Origin of the sequence: Corynebacterium sp. MSK074 (assembly GCF_030229735.1) — a bacterium.
Classification (GTDB): Bacteria; Actinomycetota; Actinomycetes; order Mycobacteriales; family Mycobacteriaceae; genus Corynebacterium.
Genome location: NZ_JASPIX010000001.1, coordinates 33394 through 50386, shown reverse-complemented (window position 1 = coordinate 50386; position 16993 = coordinate 33394). Strand labels below are relative to the sequence as shown.

General features: G+C 58.3%; 17 protein-coding genes. 5 read left to right on the top strand and 12 right to left on the bottom strand.

Annotated elements, in window-relative coordinates; genetic code table 11:
- Positions 1-4 precede the first annotated feature (4 nt).
- The 6 genes from QP965_RS00220 to QP965_RS00195 form a co-directional block, all read right to left on the bottom strand.
- Positions 5-1876: a peptidoglycan D,D-transpeptidase FtsI family protein gene (locus QP965_RS00220; protein ID WP_502869816.1), complete on the bottom strand. Its 1872-nt coding sequence runs from the start codon at positions 1874-1876 to the stop codon at positions 5-7.
- Between the two features lie 195 nt (positions 1877-2071).
- Entirely contained in the window at positions 2072-2866 is a 795-nt protein-coding gene (gene ftsL, locus QP965_RS00215; RefSeq protein ID WP_284843759.1) for a cell division protein FtsL, read from the bottom strand.
- Entirely contained in the window at positions 2863-3903 is a 1041-nt protein-coding gene (rsmH, locus tag QP965_RS00210; protein ID WP_284843758.1) for a 16S rRNA (cytosine(1402)-N(4))-methyltransferase RsmH, read from the bottom strand. Before rsmH ends, ftsL begins: the two co-directional genes overlap by 4 nt.
- 158 nt (positions 3904-4061) lie before the next feature.
- On the bottom strand, positions 4062-4496 hold the full coding sequence (gene mraZ / locus QP965_RS00205; RefSeq protein WP_005324499.1) for a division/cell wall cluster transcriptional repressor MraZ: 435 nt from the start codon (positions 4494-4496) through the stop codon (positions 4062-4064).
- Between the two features lie 450 nt (positions 4497-4946).
- On the bottom strand, positions 4947-5345 hold the full coding sequence (locus QP965_RS00200; protein WP_239278959.1) for a DUF3040 domain-containing protein: 399 nt from the start codon (positions 5343-5345) through the stop codon (positions 4947-4949).
- Positions 5346-5454: 109 nt separating this feature from the next.
- The gene (locus QP965_RS00195) at positions 5455-5886 is read right to left on the bottom strand and encodes an SAV_6107 family HEPN domain-containing protein (protein WP_239278961.1); all 432 of its coding nucleotides are present in this window, start codon (positions 5884-5886) and stop codon (positions 5455-5457) included.
- A gap of 227 nt (positions 5887-6113) precedes the next feature.
- On the opposite strand from QP965_RS00195, the gene QP965_RS00190 reads away from it, so the two are divergent.
- Genes QP965_RS00190 through QP965_RS00180 form a run of 3 tightly spaced genes read left to right on the top strand, consistent with a single transcriptional unit; the run spans position 6114 to position 9297 of the window.
- Positions 6114-6668, top strand: coding sequence for a GNAT family N-acetyltransferase (locus tag QP965_RS00190; protein WP_239278962.1), 555 nt, complete (start codon positions 6114-6116; stop codon positions 6666-6668).
- 50 nt (positions 6669-6718) lie between these two features.
- The gene (locus QP965_RS00185) at positions 6719-7798 is read left to right on the top strand and encodes a polyprenyl synthetase family protein (protein ID WP_239278979.1); all 1080 of its coding nucleotides are present in this window, start codon (positions 6719-6721) and stop codon (positions 7796-7798) included.
- 8 nt (positions 7799-7806) lie between these two features.
- The gene (locus tag QP965_RS00180) at positions 7807-9297 is read left to right on the top strand and encodes an alpha-(1->6)-mannopyranosyltransferase A (protein WP_284768527.1); all 1491 of its coding nucleotides are present in this window, start codon (positions 7807-7809) and stop codon (positions 9295-9297) included.
- Here QP965_RS00180 and QP965_RS00175 read toward each other — a convergent pair.
- Positions 9266-9670 carry an Rv2175c family DNA-binding protein gene (locus QP965_RS00175; RefSeq protein ID WP_080970387.1) on the bottom strand — a complete coding sequence of 135 codons (405 nt, stop codon included), beginning with the start codon at positions 9668-9670 and terminating at the stop codon, positions 9266-9268. The genes QP965_RS00180 and QP965_RS00175 overlap by 32 nt on opposite strands.
- Before the next feature lie 10 nt (positions 9671-9680).
- Between QP965_RS00175 and QP965_RS00170 the strand changes: the two genes are divergently transcribed.
- Entirely contained in the window at positions 9681-11033 is a 1353-nt protein-coding gene (locus QP965_RS00170) for a protein kinase domain-containing protein (protein WP_284843757.1), read from the top strand.
- On the opposite strand, the gene QP965_RS00165 is transcribed toward QP965_RS00170, so the two are convergent.
- The gene (locus tag QP965_RS00165; protein ID WP_225746712.1) at positions 11030-12418 is read right to left on the bottom strand and encodes a class II 3-deoxy-7-phosphoheptulonate synthase; all 1389 of its coding nucleotides are present in this window, start codon (positions 12416-12418) and stop codon (positions 11030-11032) included. The genes QP965_RS00170 and QP965_RS00165 overlap by 4 nt on opposite strands.
- 44 nt (positions 12419-12462) lie before the next feature.
- Complete coding sequence (locus tag QP965_RS00160; RefSeq protein ID WP_225746711.1) at positions 12463-12972, bottom strand: polyadenylate-specific 3'-exoribonuclease AS; 510 nt, start codon at positions 12970-12972, stop codon at positions 12463-12465.
- Positions 12973-13046: 74 nt separating this feature from the next.
- On the opposite strand from QP965_RS00160, the gene QP965_RS00155 reads away from it, so the two are divergent.
- Positions 13047-14228: a glycosyltransferase 87 family protein gene (locus QP965_RS00155; protein WP_284843756.1), complete on the top strand. Its 1182-nt coding sequence runs from the start codon at positions 13047-13049 to the stop codon at positions 14226-14228.
- Here the strand turns inward: QP965_RS00155 and QP965_RS00150 are convergent.
- The 3 genes from QP965_RS00150 to QP965_RS00140 form a co-directional block, all read right to left on the bottom strand.
- Positions 14134-15225, bottom strand: a complete 1092-nt coding sequence (locus QP965_RS00150; protein WP_284843755.1) for an acyltransferase family protein — start codon at positions 15223-15225, stop codon at positions 14134-14136. The two genes, QP965_RS00155 and QP965_RS00150, sit on opposite strands and share 95 nt — an antisense overlap.
- Before the next feature lie 65 nt (positions 15226-15290).
- Complete coding sequence (locus QP965_RS00145; protein WP_225746708.1) at positions 15291-16031, bottom strand: lysophospholipid acyltransferase family protein; 741 nt, start codon at positions 16029-16031, stop codon at positions 15291-15293.
- A 23-nt stretch (positions 16032-16054) separates the two neighbouring features.
- Positions 16055-16987 carry an ROK family protein gene (locus QP965_RS00140; RefSeq protein WP_225746707.1) on the bottom strand — a complete coding sequence of 311 codons (933 nt, stop codon included), beginning with the start codon at positions 16985-16987 and terminating at the stop codon, positions 16055-16057.
- Between the last annotated feature and the right edge of the window lie 6 nt (positions 16988-16993).

Genomic DNA, 16993 nt, shown 5'->3' with positions numbered 1-16993 from the left:
GCTCCTATTGTGCCCGCAGGGTCAGCCGCGGTGCTGGTTTCGAAGTCGGAATATTGTCACGGTTAAGCAGCCACGAGGCGATGTCGCGGAAAATCGGCGCTGCCGATTGGCCGCCGCCTCCATTGTCCTCCACGCCGGATTTGGGTTCATCCAACATGACGGCAACGACGAAGCGCGGATCATCGGCCGGGGCAATACCGGCGAAGGTGATCCAATAGGCGGAATTCGAATACGCCCCGGTATTCGGATCGACCTTTTGAGCCGTACCGGTTTTGCCGGAGAGCTGATAGCCCTTGAGCTGCGCATTACCGGCCGTGCCATTTTGCAGGCCGGCGTCATCGTCTTGGAAGACGGCGCGGAACATATCCACCGTTGTCTTGGCGGTTTCAGGGCTTAGCACCTGAGTCTTTTTCGGTTCCTCCAGCTTTTCGTCCTTACCGTCTGGCCCCTTCACAGAATCAATGATGCGCGGCTCGATGCGCTCGCCGCCATTTGCCAGTGTTTGATACACACTCGCCATCTGCAAGGTGGTCCACGACTGGCCTTGGCCAATGGGCAGGTTGGCGAAGGTGCCGCCGGACCATTGCTCTAGATCCGGCACGCTACCGGCCGATTCATTCGGCAGCTCAACGCCGGTGGTATTGCCCAACCCAAACTTCTTGAGGTACTCGGCGTACTTTTCCTGGCCCAATTTATCGGCGATCATCAAGGTGCCGACGTTGGAGGATTTACCAAAGATGCCGGTGGTCGTATACGGCTCGGTGCCGTGCTCCCATGCATCGTTGACCGTCACGCCCGCCATATCGATGGAGCCGGGGACCTGATGCACCTCATCCGGGGTGGTCACACCCTCCTGCAGTGCAGCAGCCGCGGTAACCACCTTGGCTACAGAACCCGGCTCATAAGGATGGGAGACGCTGCGGTTTTCAAAGTCCTTGCCTTCATCGAGCTGATCCTCAACATTCTTATTGGGATCCACGGTATCGGTATTGGCCATGGCAAGCACCTGGCCGGTGGCAGCATCGAGGACCACTGCTTCCGCACCAGAAGCCTTGGAGTTGGCCTTAGCCTTCTCCAACTTTTGCTGAACGTAAGTCTGCAGGTCCAGATCCAAAGTGAGGGTGACGTCGCGACCATCAACGGTATCCACGACGTCGCGCAGCGTGCCTGGAATTACCTGGCCATCCGCGGATACGTCCTCGGTGGACTGGCCGTCAATGCCGGTAAGTTCCGTATCGCGCGCGGCCTCGAAACCGAACTGTCCATGGCCATCCATCGACACCTTGCCCACAACGTTTTCACCAATGGCACCGTTGGGATATTGGCGGATGTCTTGGCGGTCCGCTGCCACTCCGTGGTACTTATTGGCGATCTCTACGGCAACATCCGGATCGACATTGCGCACCAGTACCTCATACTGGGTATCGGCTTTGAGCTTATTGAGGATGTCGTCCTTATCCACCTTGGAGGTCGAGGCGCCGGAATCCTCAATCAGCTTCGGGATTCCCTCAGACATGTCCTTGAGGGTCTCCTCCATCTTCTTGGTGAGGAAGCTATCCAGCTTTTTATCATCCATGCCCTCGGTCGAGCCATCTTTTTGGGCCTCGATCTCGGCCTTGTCTTTTAGCTCATCGCGCAGGCGGGTCGGCGAGACGGTCAAGGAACGAGACTTCATCGTGTAGGCCAAGCGCTGGCCATCGCGGTCTAAGATCTCTCCCCTCCGGGCCGGCTCAATATAGACGCGCTCACGCTGGGTGACGGCTTTGGCGGAAAGATCCGGGCCCCACACAAGCTGCACCCACGCCAAGCGGCCAGCGAGGACGACCATCGCCACGAGCACCACGGATACGATGATGCGCAGGCGTTTGCGCATCATTTTCTTTTGCGGCACCGCGGAGCTGGCAGAGCGGCGCGGGCGGCGCCTAGCCTTACTTGGCGTAGTCACAGTCCAGTGTCACCTTCCCTATTTCCGCCACAATTTCTTGCGTGTATTGATTGTGCCCTACAAAAGTGAGAATGCCCGCGCCACCACGCGCGAGCATCATCTTTTTCACCGATTATTCTTCCCTAGCTACTCGGCGCGGCTGGCATACGGCGCACGGGCCGGAAGGTTGGGTCGCGCATTGTTCTGGGCGGCATCAGCTTCGCCGGCCTCACGATCGGAATTACGGTCGGCATCGCCACCATTGCTGGTGCGCTGCTGTCCCTGTGGCACGGCATTGAGGGAATCCGACATCCCCTCCGTATCCTTTGGGTCGCTGGAAGCCTGGCCCGGGCGGATTGGTTCACCGTTGACATCAATGAGCTTTTCGGTATCCGGGGCGCCTTCGCGCTTGTCGACGATCTTTCCATCGCCGCCAACTTCCGCAATACCCGGCTGCTTAGGAATGGCCATTCCCATTTCGTCCGCGCGGCGCGCAATATCAGCCGAGGAGCTGAGATTCTCCGCATCGCGGTTGAGGGTCTCAATCTGGTTATCCAGTTGGGATTCCTGCACGGTGAGCTGCTGGATGGCAAAGGTTTGCTTGGTGGACAGACCAGACAGCCACATGGCCAAGGCCACGCCGACGATAAGCAGGGTGAGGGAAATGACGCTCAACCGGGTAAGGAGCCCGTTCTTCTTCGTTTGCGGCTGCAGCTGGCGTCCGCGGAAGCTCACTACTTGCTTCGAGCCTAGGCGCTTCGTGCTGCGGTGCGGCACGCGAGTGCGGCTCGGAGCACGCTTAGTGCTGGGACGCTCGCGCAGCGCCGTCGGGGCTCCGGTATCAATTCCGGTGGTGAAGTCTCGGCTGGCGCCCATGGTGCGAGTGGCCTCTCTGTCGCGGCTGTCAGTCTTTAGGTGGTTGCGGCGTGGGATGGTGCTCATTGCCTGCCTCCCGGCGGTAGAAATTCTGGCATTCCCTCGAGTCTTTCGATGGCACGAACACGCACCGACGCAGCTCGCGAATTTTCCACAATTTCCTCTTCAGAGGCCTTTTCCGCCCCGCGCGTAACGATCTTGAACTTCGGCGCGGTGCCCGGAAGATCCATCGGCAATCCAGCCGGCGTCTTGGAAGTGGTCAGTTCTTTGAAGGCTGCTTTCACGATGCGGTCTTCCAAAGATTGGTAGCTCATGAATACGGCACGGCCACCTTCTGAAAGCGCCTGGGTTATGACCGGCAGGACATTTTCAATAGCTTCCAACTCGCGATTGACCTCAACCCGCAGCGCCTGGAAGGTGCGCTTGGCGGGGTGTCCTCCGGTACGGCGGGTCGCAGCGGGAATGACATCATAAAGTAGCTCAACGAGCCGCGCGGAGTTGACGAAAGGCTCCTTGTCGCGCTCTTTCAACACGGCGGAGGCAATTTTTCCAGCGAAGCGCTCATCGCCATAGGTCTTGAGGACCCGCGCTAAGTCACCGTGCGAATAGGTATTGAGTACATCCGCCGCAGTGATCCCCTGCGAAGGATCCATGCGCATATCCAGCGGCGCATCCGCTTTATAAGCGAATCCGCGGTCTGCCTGGTCTAGCTGCATTGAGGAAACACCAAGGTCAAAAAGGGCGCCGGCAATGCCTACGGTGCGGGCCGAATCAAAGATATCGCCCTCCCCTTCCGCGATGGCGCTGCCCAGCTCATCGAATCGTGCATTAACGCCGACGAAGCGATCGCCGTAGGGCGCAAGACGTTCGGATGCATTGCGCAACGCCTGCTTATCGCGGTCAACACCAATAACCCGCACCTCGGGGAAAGATTCCAGGAAGTAGCGAGTGTGACCGCCGGCGCCCAAGGTGGCGTCGACAAGCACGGCCTTATCCCCCGCCGCCTCTACCTGGGGGCGCAGGAGATCGGCCATGCGCTCGCGCATGACTGGCACGTGGCCGTGGTTATCCGACACGTCATAATTTAGGTCTTTGGTAGCCATGTCTCCCCGCAACCCCCTTTCTCAAATTTCCTGACTTCCAGTGGTGGAAAGCATGCGAGTGCGTATAGGGCCCTGTCCGAGGCAGGTTTCTGATATCGGGGAAGTACACCAGAATCATCCGCCTCGGACAGAGTCCTTACACGCACTCTTGTGCAGGCTTAGAGCAAGCCCGCCAGTACGTCATCGGCATCTGCTGCCGAATAAGCATCTTCAGTTTGCGACTGGTACTCAGCCCACGCGGCTGCGTCCCAAATTTCGAGAAAGTCCACAGAGCCAACCACAACGCACTCCTTAGACAAGTTCGCATATTCCCGATGCCCCGCGGACAACGTAATGCGCCCATGCCCGTCCGGCCGCTGTTCGTCCGCACTTGCTGCCAAGTTACGGATGAAAGCACGTGCTTCTGGGTTGGTTCGAGAAACTGCCGCAGCCTTCCGCGCGCGTGCCGCAAATTCCTCCCGCGGGTACACGGCCAGCGAGTGGTCCTGCCCCTTGGTGACCATGAGGCCACCCGCGAGTTCATCGCGAAACTTTGCCGGAAGCGTAAGACGTCCCTTGTCATCGAGCTTCGGAGTGTAGGTTCCGAGAAACATCCCGGCGTCCACCTTCCTTACTCGAAAACTCCGGATTCTCTTACTTCAGAATCGAGGCCCTTAAGCCCCTCTTTCCTCCGCTGCGCCCCACTCTACCCCACTTTCCCCCACCTAACCCACTTAAAGCGGCGTGTCCCTCAGATAGCTCTCGATTACGTGCAGCTAGATAATGGTTTTTCCAGTGGGAAGAAATCCCGCGAAAGGCCTTGACAGCTCACTACAATCACCCCACTCACCCCACCCGTAACACCAATATAATGCGCCCCACTCCACCCACCGACCCCATATGCTGTGTTATCGAGGACTTTTACCTAAGCCCATGGGGCAACTACCCCACGATTGCCCACCCAGCGCCTCATCCGTGGGGCAAAGTGGGGAATTTTGGCGAGATACAAAAGTGCCCCGGTTGACCCTCACTGGGTCAACCGGGGCGAACTAAATTAAAAAGCGCTAACGCTCCTCAAAGCGGCGACGGAAGTTTTCCTCCAACTTGCCACTGACTCCACCACTGCGGGACGCGGATTTCTTTGCACGAGCGCTGGAATAATGGCCCTGGGCGGAATGCCCAGATCCATCTCCGCGCAGCATCCACACACCTGCGGCAAACATCACCAAAAAGCCCGCGATAGAAAGCACGATAAACCACAGGCTTTGCTGCGCGAGAGCAACACCGCCGACAAGCATGCAAAGGCCAACGACAACGAGCGCTACACCTCGGAGGGTTACCGCACCGCCGGATCCGCCGAACGACGTAGGCTCAGAAACGGAAGCGCCAAACTTAGGATCGTCAGCAAGTAACGATTCCTCAATTTCACGGAGCGTACGCTGCTCCTGCTCAGAAAGGGACACTGTTCCTCCAACTAGGGATTGAGCTTCGGGCGGTAATGGTTCTACCTATACTAACGCCCAGAATAATCAGTATGTTCCCCAAAAGGTAGTGAGCGCCCCCACGGAGTGACTACGCAGCAAAAGCGCCGAAAGTAGTCCCTGTCTCACTTTCATCCAAAAATTGTGCGGCATGCTGCATGAGACCATAAACATATTCCTCGCTCGGCGCTTCATCCAGCCCCGAAGACACGCGCGCACGAGTCCGCGAATATCCCTTAAAGGATTCAGCCCACCGTTTGCCTTCCACACCGACGAGCGCTAACCGATCCCATGCACTGGAGGGAAGGCGGCGGCGCCGAGCCACGACAGATGCAGCTACTCGTGCGCCAGCAGTACGTAAAGCCGATTGGTACGCCACCTCTAAAGCTTGATCGAATCGTCCCTCAGCCGCATAACCGCGCGCAGCGTCTAATAATTCTCGCGCCTGGAAGAGAAAACGTGCCCGCTTGCCACCTTCTCGCCCAAGAGAATGGGTACGCGTTGCCGAAATAATCTGTGCCATTGCCTCTGTCCTTAACTAAATAAATAACGTCGTTGAACTGCCCCTGACCCTAAGCAAGCCGCTAGACATTTCACCCCCGAGCATAGTTCACCTGTTCGATTTAAGCAACGTTAATAGCTGGCCACACGCTTTTTCCAGACTTCTTGTTCGATTCAATTTTGTGAATTTCGAAGAACATAGCGAGCCCTGCTTTCCCTCCGCCACAGACTTCTGGTGTCATAGGAAGAGTGAGCTTTGAAATTCGCCGCCTAACCCCGCCAGAATTCTCCCTGCTAGCCCCACAGTTGGTTGAGATTTACATCGAGGCAATGCACTACAATCCCGCAATCTTGCATAGCCGCATTTCAAGCTGGCGAAATGACGTGACCCGCCCCGGATTCGGCGCGCAGATTGTCACCCATGAAAATGGCATCGTCGGCGTGGCCTATGGGTTCTTAGGCTCCCCAGATAGCTGGTGGGACGCTGAACTTCGCCGCGGGCTCCGCCTACAAGGCGGGCCCACCGAAGAGCAGTGGGACATTGTGCGCAACTACTTTGAGCTGGCTGAGATCCACGTCTTGCCGCAGTACCAGGGGCACGGCCTAGGCAGAAAGCTTTTGGAAGGATTGCTGTGGAATGCCCCGGCGCGCTATGCGCTGTTGTCCACACCCGAGGTGCCGAACGAGGATAACGGTGCCTTCCGTCTTTATAGAGCCGTCGGCTTCTTCGATGTCCTCCGTGATCATCTCTACCCCGCCGATGCTCGCCCCTTTGCCATATTGGGCGCAAGCCTGCCGCTGTAAACCTCTGTTATTTCTTGCGCAGCCTAGCCGGTATCGTGTGGGGTGTGACTATGCAGAATATTCCTGAGCTTGCGGACATCCCCGGTGCGGTGCGCGAGGAACTCGCCACCTTTCTCGATCAACGCCGAGAGCAGGTGGCCGAAATCGGCGCCCCTGTGACCAAGGCCGTGAGCTTTTTGGAATCCTTCGTGCTTGACGGTGGCAAGCGAGTACGACCTACCTATGCCTGGGCGGGCTACCTCGCCGCAGGTCGAGGAGAAGAAGATCCCGCGGCCATGCTCCGCGCGGCCGCCTCTTTGGAATTTATCCAGGCCTGCGCCCTTATCCACGATGACATTATCGATGCTTCCAATACCCGTCGCGGCAATCCTACGGTGCACCGGGGCGTCGAAAAGCTGCACCGCGAATCGGAGTACCTAGGGGATCCAGAGTTCTTCGGCACCTCCGTGGCAATCTTGGTAGGCGATTTAGCACTGGTGTATGCAGAGGACATGTTCCAAGATTCCGGCCTGAGTGCGGCCGCTTTGCACCGTGCTCGCGGCCCCTGGCGCGGCATGCGCACTGAGGTTATCGGCGGGCAGCTCTTGGATATCTCTTTGGAGGCGGCAGGTTCCGAATCGGTAGAGCTTGCCAATTCGGTCAACCGTTATAAGACGGCCGCTTATACCATTGAACGCCCGCTGCACTTGGGCGCCGCTATCGCCGGTGCAAGCGAGGAACTTATCGCTGCCTTCCGCGGCTATGGGCACGATATTGGCATTGCCTACCAGTTGCGTGACGATCAGCTGGGTGTTTTTGGCGATCCCGCGGTGACCGGCAAACCTGCCGGTGATGACCTGCGCGAAGGCAAGCGAACCGAACTTCTAGCGCTAGCGCTCCAGCGCGCGGATGAGTCTGATCCACAAGCTGCTGCTACCTTGCGCAAGCTCATTGGCCGCACCTCAGATCCCCAGGAGCTATCGCGCTTGGCCCAGATCATCGCTGATTCGGGCGCACCAGAAGAAATTGAGCGCCGCATCGATTCCCTAACACAATCGGGACTGCAACACCTGCACTCCGCACAGGTAGATCCCGCGGTCACCGAAACCCTAGAGCAGTTGGCTATCAAGGCTACTGCTCGCCGCAAGTAGGTTGTGCCGTGGCAAAGACGTACTCTTTTCCCATTCCGCGCGCGCTGCCGCTAGGGCTATCTGCCTCCTGCATTTTACTGCTCGCGTCCTTCTCTGGCGGTGCCACCCGCAACCGTGGAGGACTCCTCGAAGCATTAAATATCGGCTTCTTGTCCTATGGACACGGGCGCAATCTCGGCCTCGCGCTGTACTGGGTGGGTATTTTCCTCTTAGCCGCAGCGTGGGTGCTAGCTGGGCGCACCATCATTCGCCCGCAGCTCAAAAATCCTCTCCCCGAGGGCGGCTTGCGCGACATCCAGCGCATCCTCATCGCCTGGGTAGCTCCCCTTTTATTAGCCGGGCCATTGGCCTCACGCGATGTGTATTCCTACCTCATGCAAGGTGCTATGGTTCGCGATGGCTTCGACCCGTATACCGAAGGTGCCGCCGTTAACCCCGGACCCTTCCTCCTTGAGGTATCTCAAGATTGGCGCAATACCACCACGCCTTATGGTCCCCTTCACCTGTGGATAGGAGAACTGGTCACCAGCCTGGTAGGCGATAACGTCACTGCAGGCGTGGTGATCTATAAGATTCTTTCTCTGCTCGGGTTTGTTACCATCGCCTGGTCAATCCCCCGCATCGCCCGCAAACTCGGCGCGGATCCTGCGGTAGCACTGTGGCTTGGTGTAGCTAATCCAGTCATTATCTTGCACCTTATCGGCGGCATGCATAATGAGTCACTCATGGTGGGGATCGTGTCTATCGGCCTGCTAGCGGCATTGCATAAGCGCTTCCACGCCGCCCTCATCCTCGTGGGCACGGCCGTGGCTATGAAGGCAACTGCGGTTATTGCGGCACCGTTTATCGTATGGATGATGCTCCACCACTACGCTCCCAAGGGCTCCAGTAAGTGGCGACAACTTGCTGTCTTTGTGCTATCTGGCATCGCCGCAGTGGCAGAAATCATCGCCGCAGTGGCCCTCATCACGTGGGTTTCCGGCACGTCGTGGGGCTGGCTATCGCAGGTAAGCGGCAATTCCAAGGTGATTAACCCGCTGGCAGGTCCCACCTTGGCCACCGATATTATCTTCCCAGCGGTACAAATATTTATGCCGGATGCGTCCTATAACGCCATCCTGGCCGTCCTGCGCAGCATCGCCATGGCTTGCATGCTCATTGGGCTGGTGGCGGTGTGGTGGCTTTGCCGCAAGGACAACCGCGACGCCATTATGGGCACCGCGGCCGCGTACCAAGTTGCCTTTGTTTTCAATGCCGTGACTCTGCCGTGGTACTACGCCTCAATCTTCACCCTGATGGGCACCTTCCGGCCGCCGCTCTGGCTTATCAAATTCACGACCGGCGTGGCCCTGTTTATCGGCGTCTCGTTCTCTGGCGATGGCAATCACCAGCTCTACAACTGGTTCTGGGTCATCGGCATGATTGTGGTGGCATGGTTTGCCACCCAGTGGATCTTTGAAGACGTGCCTAAAAAGCGGCAGCCTGCGCGCGCCGAATAACCTCGCGGGCAAGGTGACCGTGCAGGGCATCGATCGGGCGGCCCGGCAGCGAGTCATCCTCGGTAAAGAGATGCTTGAAGATTTCGTCGTCCTTATAGCCGCCGTCTGTCAACACGGTAATTGCCGCAGTTACGTGCTTGGCAATAACGCCCTTGTCGTTGAAGAAGGCTAGCGGCACGCGCTTTCCTTCTGGGGAATCCCAGGCAATAAACTTTCGGTCCTGCAGCAGGTCATAAGCGCGGGTGATGGGCAGGTCTAGCTTTTCTGCCACCTGCTGCATGCTGAGCAGTTCTTCGTTTGCGAGCAAGGAATCGAGGGATTTTTCTTGGTTAGTCACGTTCTCTACTTTAACGCGGGCTAGATGATCAGCCATACTGGGAAGCATGACTAGGTTGGAAATTGGTGACGTTCTGGAGAACCGTTACCGGATCGATCGCCCCATTGCCCGCGGTGGCATGTCTACCGTCTATCGCTGCGTGGACATGCGGCTGGGGCGAGCGGTCGCGGCCAAGGTCATGGACGAGCGCTATTCCGATGACCCGGTCTTTATCAAGCGTTTTTCTCGCGAGGCTCGCGCCATGGCCCGCCTGCAGCATCCCAATCTCGTAGCTATTCACGATTTTTCCGCTGACGGCGAGCCCATTTATCTCATCATGGAGCTCATCGATGGCGGTACGCTGCGCGAGCTATTGGCTGAGGGTGGCCCCTTTCCAGTGCAGGCGGCCGCCTCTACCCTGCGCAATGTTTTGCGCGGCTTGGAAGAGGTGCACTCGACCGGGCTCATCCACCGGGACATCAAGCCCGATAATGTGCTTATTACCTCCCACCACCGGGTAAAGGTGGGCGATTTCGGGCTGGTGCGTGCCACCAATGCCGAGGCTACCTCGGACATGATCGTGGGCACCGTGTCCTATCTCGCGCCGGAGCAGGTCACCGGCGAGGACATCACACCGGCCGCAGATGTCTATTCAGCCGGCATTGTCCTCTTCGAGCTTCTTACCGGCACCGTTCCTTTTTCGGGGGATACTCCCCTAGCGCATGCCACGGCCCGTTTGGATTCCGACGTCCCCGCGCCGTCCTCGCGGATTTCCGGGGTGCCCAAGCTTGTCGACGCCCTCGTGGCCACCGCCACCGCCCGCGATCCCCGCGAGCGCTTCGCCGACGCGGGAGAATTCCTCGAGGCGCTCGATGATGTCTGCAGGGAACTCGATCTCCCGGACGTGACCATTCCCGTGCCAAGGAACGCTGCCGCGGCGCGCACGGCACAAGCACCCACGGATTTTTCTGGCACTGGAGCCACGGAAATTTTCGAACCCACCCGCAGCATTCCACAGGGCGAAACGGAGCATCTCGACGGCGGCCCGACAGAAATCATCCCGCCGCAGCGCCTTAGCTTTGAGACGAAACTGGATTTGCCTCAGTCCGGAGCCACTCCAGAACCGGAGCCGCAACCATTGTCACGCCCCCAGGCACAGCCGTATTCCGCGACCGAGCCCCCACTCGAACCATTCGCGCCGGCGGCTGCTTCTGCCCCTGCGCCGGTACCTGCTCCAGTCCCCGAGCAGCCGGTCCAGAGCGCGCATGAAGAACCCGCCGAGCGTCCGCTGACCAACCGCAATCCACTGTCACTAGTGCTGTACTTAATAGTGGTCGCGATTGCGGTGGGCGCGGTGGCTATCGGCGGGTGGTGGTTCGGCTCCTCGCTCTACGGCATGACGCCGAACCTGTGGATTTAGTTACGTAGCATCTCCGCGATGAGGAAGGACAGCTCGAGCGACTGCTGCGTATTCAGGCGCGGATCTACGGCCGACTCGTAGCGGCCCGGCAGATCCACGTCGGTAATGTCCTCGGCGCCGCCCAAGCACTCGGTGACGTCTTCACCGGTGAACTCAAGGTGTACGCCACCCGGGTGGGTGCCCAGTTCGCGGTGAACCTCAAAGAAGCCTTGGACCTCATCCACGATCTTGTCAAAGTGGCGAGTCTTGTAGCCATTAGAAGCGGTGAAGGTATTGCCGTGCATCGGATCGGACTGCCATACCACCTTGTGACCGGAGTCTTCCACCGCCTTGACAATGGCAGGCAGAACCGTGCGCACCTTATCGTGGCCCATGCGCGAGATCATGGTCAGGCGCCCCGGCTCGCGATTCGGGTCCAGCCTTTCCGCATACTCCACGGCCTGCTCCGGGGTGACGCCCGGCCCCAGCTTGATGCCCACTGGGTTACCAATCATCGCCGCAAAGTTCACGTGGAAATCTTCGATGCCACGAGTGCGCTCACCAATCCATACCTGGTGCGCAGAGAGATCGTAGAGCTTGGTATCGCCGTTATTGTCCTGGCCCAAGCGCAGCATGGAGCGCTCGTAGTCCTTCAGCAATGCCTCGTGCGAGCAGTAGATATCGGCTGAACGCAGGGTGTCATCGTGCACGCCGCAGGCATTCATGAAGTTCAAGCCGTTTTCAATCTCCCGGGCCAAGTCCTGGTAGCGGGCACCAGCGCGGGACTTGCGCACGAACTCGCGGTTCCACTCATGCAGGCGGTAAAGATCCGCAGTGCCGGAAGAGGTCAAAGAACGCACGAGGTTCATTGCCGCCGAAGAGTTCGCGTAAGCGCGGATCATTCGGGCCGGGTCGTGGCGACGAGCCTCATCGGTCGGCTCCACGCCATTGACAATGTCACCGCGGTAATTCAACAAACCATTGGAGTCCGTATCGGAAGAACGTGGCTTGGCGTACTGGCCGGCGATGCGTCCGAGTTTAACCACGGGCACGGATGCGCCGTAGGTCAACACCACGGCCATCTGCAGCAGCGTTTTCACATTGCCACGGATATGCGGCTCAGTATTGGACTCAAAGGTTTCCGCGCAATCGCCACCCTGCAGCAAAAATGCGTTACCCAAGGCAACGTCTGCCAGCTTCTTCTTGAGCGCCTCGATCTCGGGCGCAACCACGATGGGCGGCACGGACTCGAGAATCTTGCGCACGTTATCGGCCTGGGAAGTATCCCAGCTGGGCTGCTGCTTTGCGTCACGCTTGATGACGTCCTGGAAAACCTCTTCGATGCCGGCGGGCAATGGCGGGAGGTCTGGGAGAACGCCTTGCGGAATATCTACTGTCCAACTCACACTGCTATTTAACCATCAAGCGCCTATCGCGCGTTAGTTAAATTCTAGATATTAATTCTATTGCCTTTAGACAGCGGAAGCACCTGGGCGCAGGCACGGAACTTGGCGAGGTTATGGCGGGCGTCGACAAGCGCATCGTGATTGCCCTTAGGGACAGCCGGCAGGCTGGGACGCCCCGCAAACTCCCAGTACTGCTTCAGCTCGCGGGTATAGCGGGGCATGCGTTTAGGCAGTCCAGCCATATCGCCCCACAGCTGCGCCAAAACCACATGATCATAAGCGCCCACCCACGCCCACAGCTCTACCGGGGTTGAGCTCTGGGTAAGAAACTCGAAGACCTCCGTGCGAATGGTCGCCAGAGGTTTCCATACTGGGTCCCGCGGGCTAGGCAGCTTGGCCAATACATTGTCTTTGACCCAAGAATTGGCCTTGGACGGATCGAAATCTGTAGACACGGCGTAGTACTCGCTGCCATTCTCACCGACGATGCCGATGGAGACCAATTCAATGGTTTGTCCATCTTCGATAAATTCGGTGTCATAGAAGTAGCGCACGTCTCCCAAGCCTAGCGCCGCCTAGTCTGCGGCGATAAATTGGCCCCTTAAAGAGACGGTTGTACACTTCTGGCGTGAAGAAATCTTTGTGGTTTACTGCTTTGCCCTTGTGCCTCTCCGCCCTCGTGGCCCTCTGGTGGCTCATTGATATCCCGGAGCTTTTCTCCGGCCATTTTTCCGCGTATTACCACATTGACCTAGACGTTTACCGCGAAGGCGGGGCCGGCTTTGGCAGCGACCTCTATGCCAAGGACTACCTCGTTGGCAGCAATCGTGATGTCTCTCTTCCCTTCACCTATCCGCCCTTTGCGGCGCTGCTCTTTGCCCCGCTGAGCTGGATTCCCCTCACTGCTGCAAGCATCCTGGTTTCTATCGCCTCCTTTCTGGCACTGTGGGGCTGCATAGCCTTGGTTCTGCGCGCCGTTGATTGCCCTGGCTGGGCAGGCTGGGCGCTTCTAGCGGCGATGCTTACGGAGCCGGTGACGGAGACCTTTAGCTTCGGGCAGGTCAACATCCTGCTCACCGCACTTGTAGTAGCGGATATTCTCTGGCTGCGCCCCGGACGCGGCAGGGGCGTGCTCACCGGTATCGCAATGGCAATCAAGCTCACCCCTGCAGTATTCCTTGCCGTATTTTTCGTCCGCCGCGAATGGCGCGCATTTTTCGCCGCTCTCGGTTCCTTTTTGGCAGCTGGGCTCATCGCCTTCGCCTGCAATCCACATAGCTCCATCCAGTACTGGAGCGAAACCCTGCGCGATTCCAACCGCATCGGTGGACTTGCCTATAGCTCCAACCAATCTCTGCGTGGATTCTTTAGCCGCTTAGCACCTGAACACGCTGAAAAACTGTGGCTCGTAACCGTTGTCCTCGTCGTTGCCATCGTATGGTTTGCCATGGAGCGCCTCTCCCACGAGAACCAGGCGGTACTCATGCTGCTGGCCGCTTCAGTATCGCTCCTGTGCTCGCCAGTGTCATGGTCGCATCACTTCACCTGGCTGGTATTGGCAGGCGTGCTGCTAGTGGCGCAGCACCACTGGGCACTCGCTGCGCTGACATGGCTGGCGCTTTTGGCCCGCGGTCATTGGCTTGTCCCCCATGCCAATGACCAAGAGCTGGACTGGGCATGGTGGCAGCACATCGTGGGCAATGACTACGCCATCGTTACCGCTCTGCTGGTTCTTTGCTCACTACCATTGGCTCTACGACGGGCCGGCGCTTATCAATCCGCGGCGGAACCAGCGTCCAGCCAAGGATAGGAACCTTTCCCAGGGCCCAGAGCGCTACCGATGCCGCAGCGGAGTAGAAGAAGCACATTCCGATCCAGAACCAGGTATTTTCCATCGGCCACTGGCCAGCAAGGCTCACCACATAGTCGCGGTGGGCCATGAAGAAGCCGTACCCCAGCGTCATGCCGATTGGGTGGGCCAAGTAAATGGGCAGGGTATGCCGGCCCACGAACTTTACAAAAGTGGACAGAGCCGGAACATGGCTAATAAGTACAGCACCAACGATGCCCGCTGGGGTTTCAAGCGTCTGCTCCGCAAAGCGGATCAACAGGTCTAGATCGCCTCGGCCAAGAATGTCCCCGCCTGGAAGTGGCCACTGCACCGCTACCTCGCCTTCGACGGCATTCCAGGTTTGCCGAATGGTAAGTCCCGCGATGTAGCTGATGATTGCCGCACCATATGCCCACAGAGAGCCCTTGCGGAAGGTGCCTTTAAAGGGTGCTTCGGCGGCGTCGGCAAACCGCGTAATAGGCCCGCGGAGATAAGCCGCACCGACGAAGATGGGCAAGAACATGATTGCCTTGCCAATAAAGTAGTAATGATGCTGCCACGCTATAAACAGCAGCGGCGCAAAGCTCAGGCCAATGCCTGCCCACGCGGGCAACTTGCGTACGGCCCACAAAAATATGTTGAAAAAGATGAGCGCGTGAATGAACCACGCCATGGTATGACCCAACAGCAGGTTATAGAGCAGATCCGTAAGCTGAAGATAGGGATCACCAAATACCCAGTGGTACTCGATGCGCTTAGTCCACAGCTCAACGGTCATCCACACCGTATAGGGCACGAGGAAAAACCACAGGCGGCGGGTAAAGAGCTCGCTGAATGAATAGCGGAAGATCTTGGTAGAGAAATAGCCGGATACGAGGAAAAACAAGGGCAGGCGGAGCGGGTCCAGCCACACGTTTAGGTCAGCCAACCACGTTAGCTCACCTTCCGGAACCACCAGCGTGACGTGCAAGAGCACAACGCCGATAATGGATACGCCTTTAGCGGTATCTGGCCAAGCTAAGCGGGCCTTGGGAATAGTGATTACCTCCCCTTGTATTCAGCGCCGGCGGGGTAACCATGGCCGGCCTTGAGCGAAGCCTTCACATCGGAGGCGTACACATCAACATAAGGCTTATCGCTCAGCTCGGCCAAATTGCGCATCACAAAATCCGTGAAGGCGCGGACAGTCTCGTGCTCGGCCGGATTCATCCCGCGCTCCTTGGCCCACTCATGCGGCCAGATGGGGTCTCCTACCCGCACGCCAACCTTGAAGGGACGGGGAATCCACGAGCCAATGGGATTCGCCTTGCGCGAATTGATCATCGCGATGGGAAATACTGGCTGATTAGTCTCCATCGCGATGCGCCCCATACCGGTGCGACCCTTGTACACACGGCCGTCTGGGGAACGAGTTCCTTCCGGATAGATACCGAAGAGATCGCCGCGGGACAAAATACCTTCTGCGGTTTCCACAATGGCGTCGCCAGCGTCCTCGCTATCGCGCTCGATAGGGACTTGCCCTACCGAGGTAAAGAACCACTTTTGCAGGCTGCCAACAAGGCCAGGAGTGGTGAAGTACTCCGACTTAGCCGGGAAAGTGATCTGACGTGGGCATACCAAAGGAAAGAAGAAGGAATCCATGACAGCCTGGTGATTCGACACCAAAATCGCAGGGCCTTCAGCGGGGATTTTCTCGATGCCCTCACTCCACGGGCGATTCCATACTCGCAGGGCAGGTCCGAAAAAGATGTGCTTAAAAGCCCAGTACCACTTGTTTTTCATCGCCAGGTCGTCCTTTGTTAGTTTTAACGGCCGCTGCGGGCCAAATCGGCTACGCCAATCATACCCGCTGCGGACCCTAATTCTGCGGTGGCCACACGTGCGAGGGGACGGTGCCCTGCCCCGACAATATCCTGTCCCATGGCTTGGGCAGCGCCCTCGAGATACAGGTCCGCATCTTGAGATACGCCGCCTCCGAGCACAATAAGTTCCGGATCCAATACATCAGCGACAATGGATAGGCCCTGGCCCAGCCACCGGCTGAAGTCTTCCATCACCGCGACGGCAAGTGGATCTCCGCGCCGCGCCGCCTGGGTAATTTCCTTGCCTGTGGGATCAGCCGGCAGCGAGGTCTCATAGCTTCCACGCAGATCAGCGCAGGTATCCGGCAACGCGGTACCGGAGGCATAACGTTCCAAGCAGCCGCGCTTGCCGCAGGAGCACTGCCGACCATTGGGGACCACCACGATATGCCCAAATTCTGGGGCGGTACCAAACGCACCGCGGTAGATGGTGTCATGCGTCATCAACGTCGCGCCAATTCCTGTTCCTACCGCAAAGAAAACCCAATCCTCTGCTCCGCGGCCAGCTCCAAAGCACCACTCACCCCACGCGGCGGAATTGGCATCATGCTCCAAACGCACGTGCATACCGAGCTTCTGCGAAAGCGATTCTCGGACGTTGGCGTGCCGCCAGGGAAGGTGCGGGGCGAAGCGCACTACCTCACACGTAGGATCCAAAAATCCCGCCAAGGCGAGGCCGACGGCGTCCACCTCATAGTCGGCGCGCAGCTCATCGACGATGCCCACAATGTCCGCTTCCAGCTGCTCGACGTCCATGGAAGTGGGAACCGTGCGGCTCGCGAGGATCTCACCCTCCCGAGTGATCACTCCGCCGCGCACGTTGGTGCCACCGACGTCGAAGCCGATAGTCAGATCGGCGGAGTTCTTCTTAAGCATGCATAA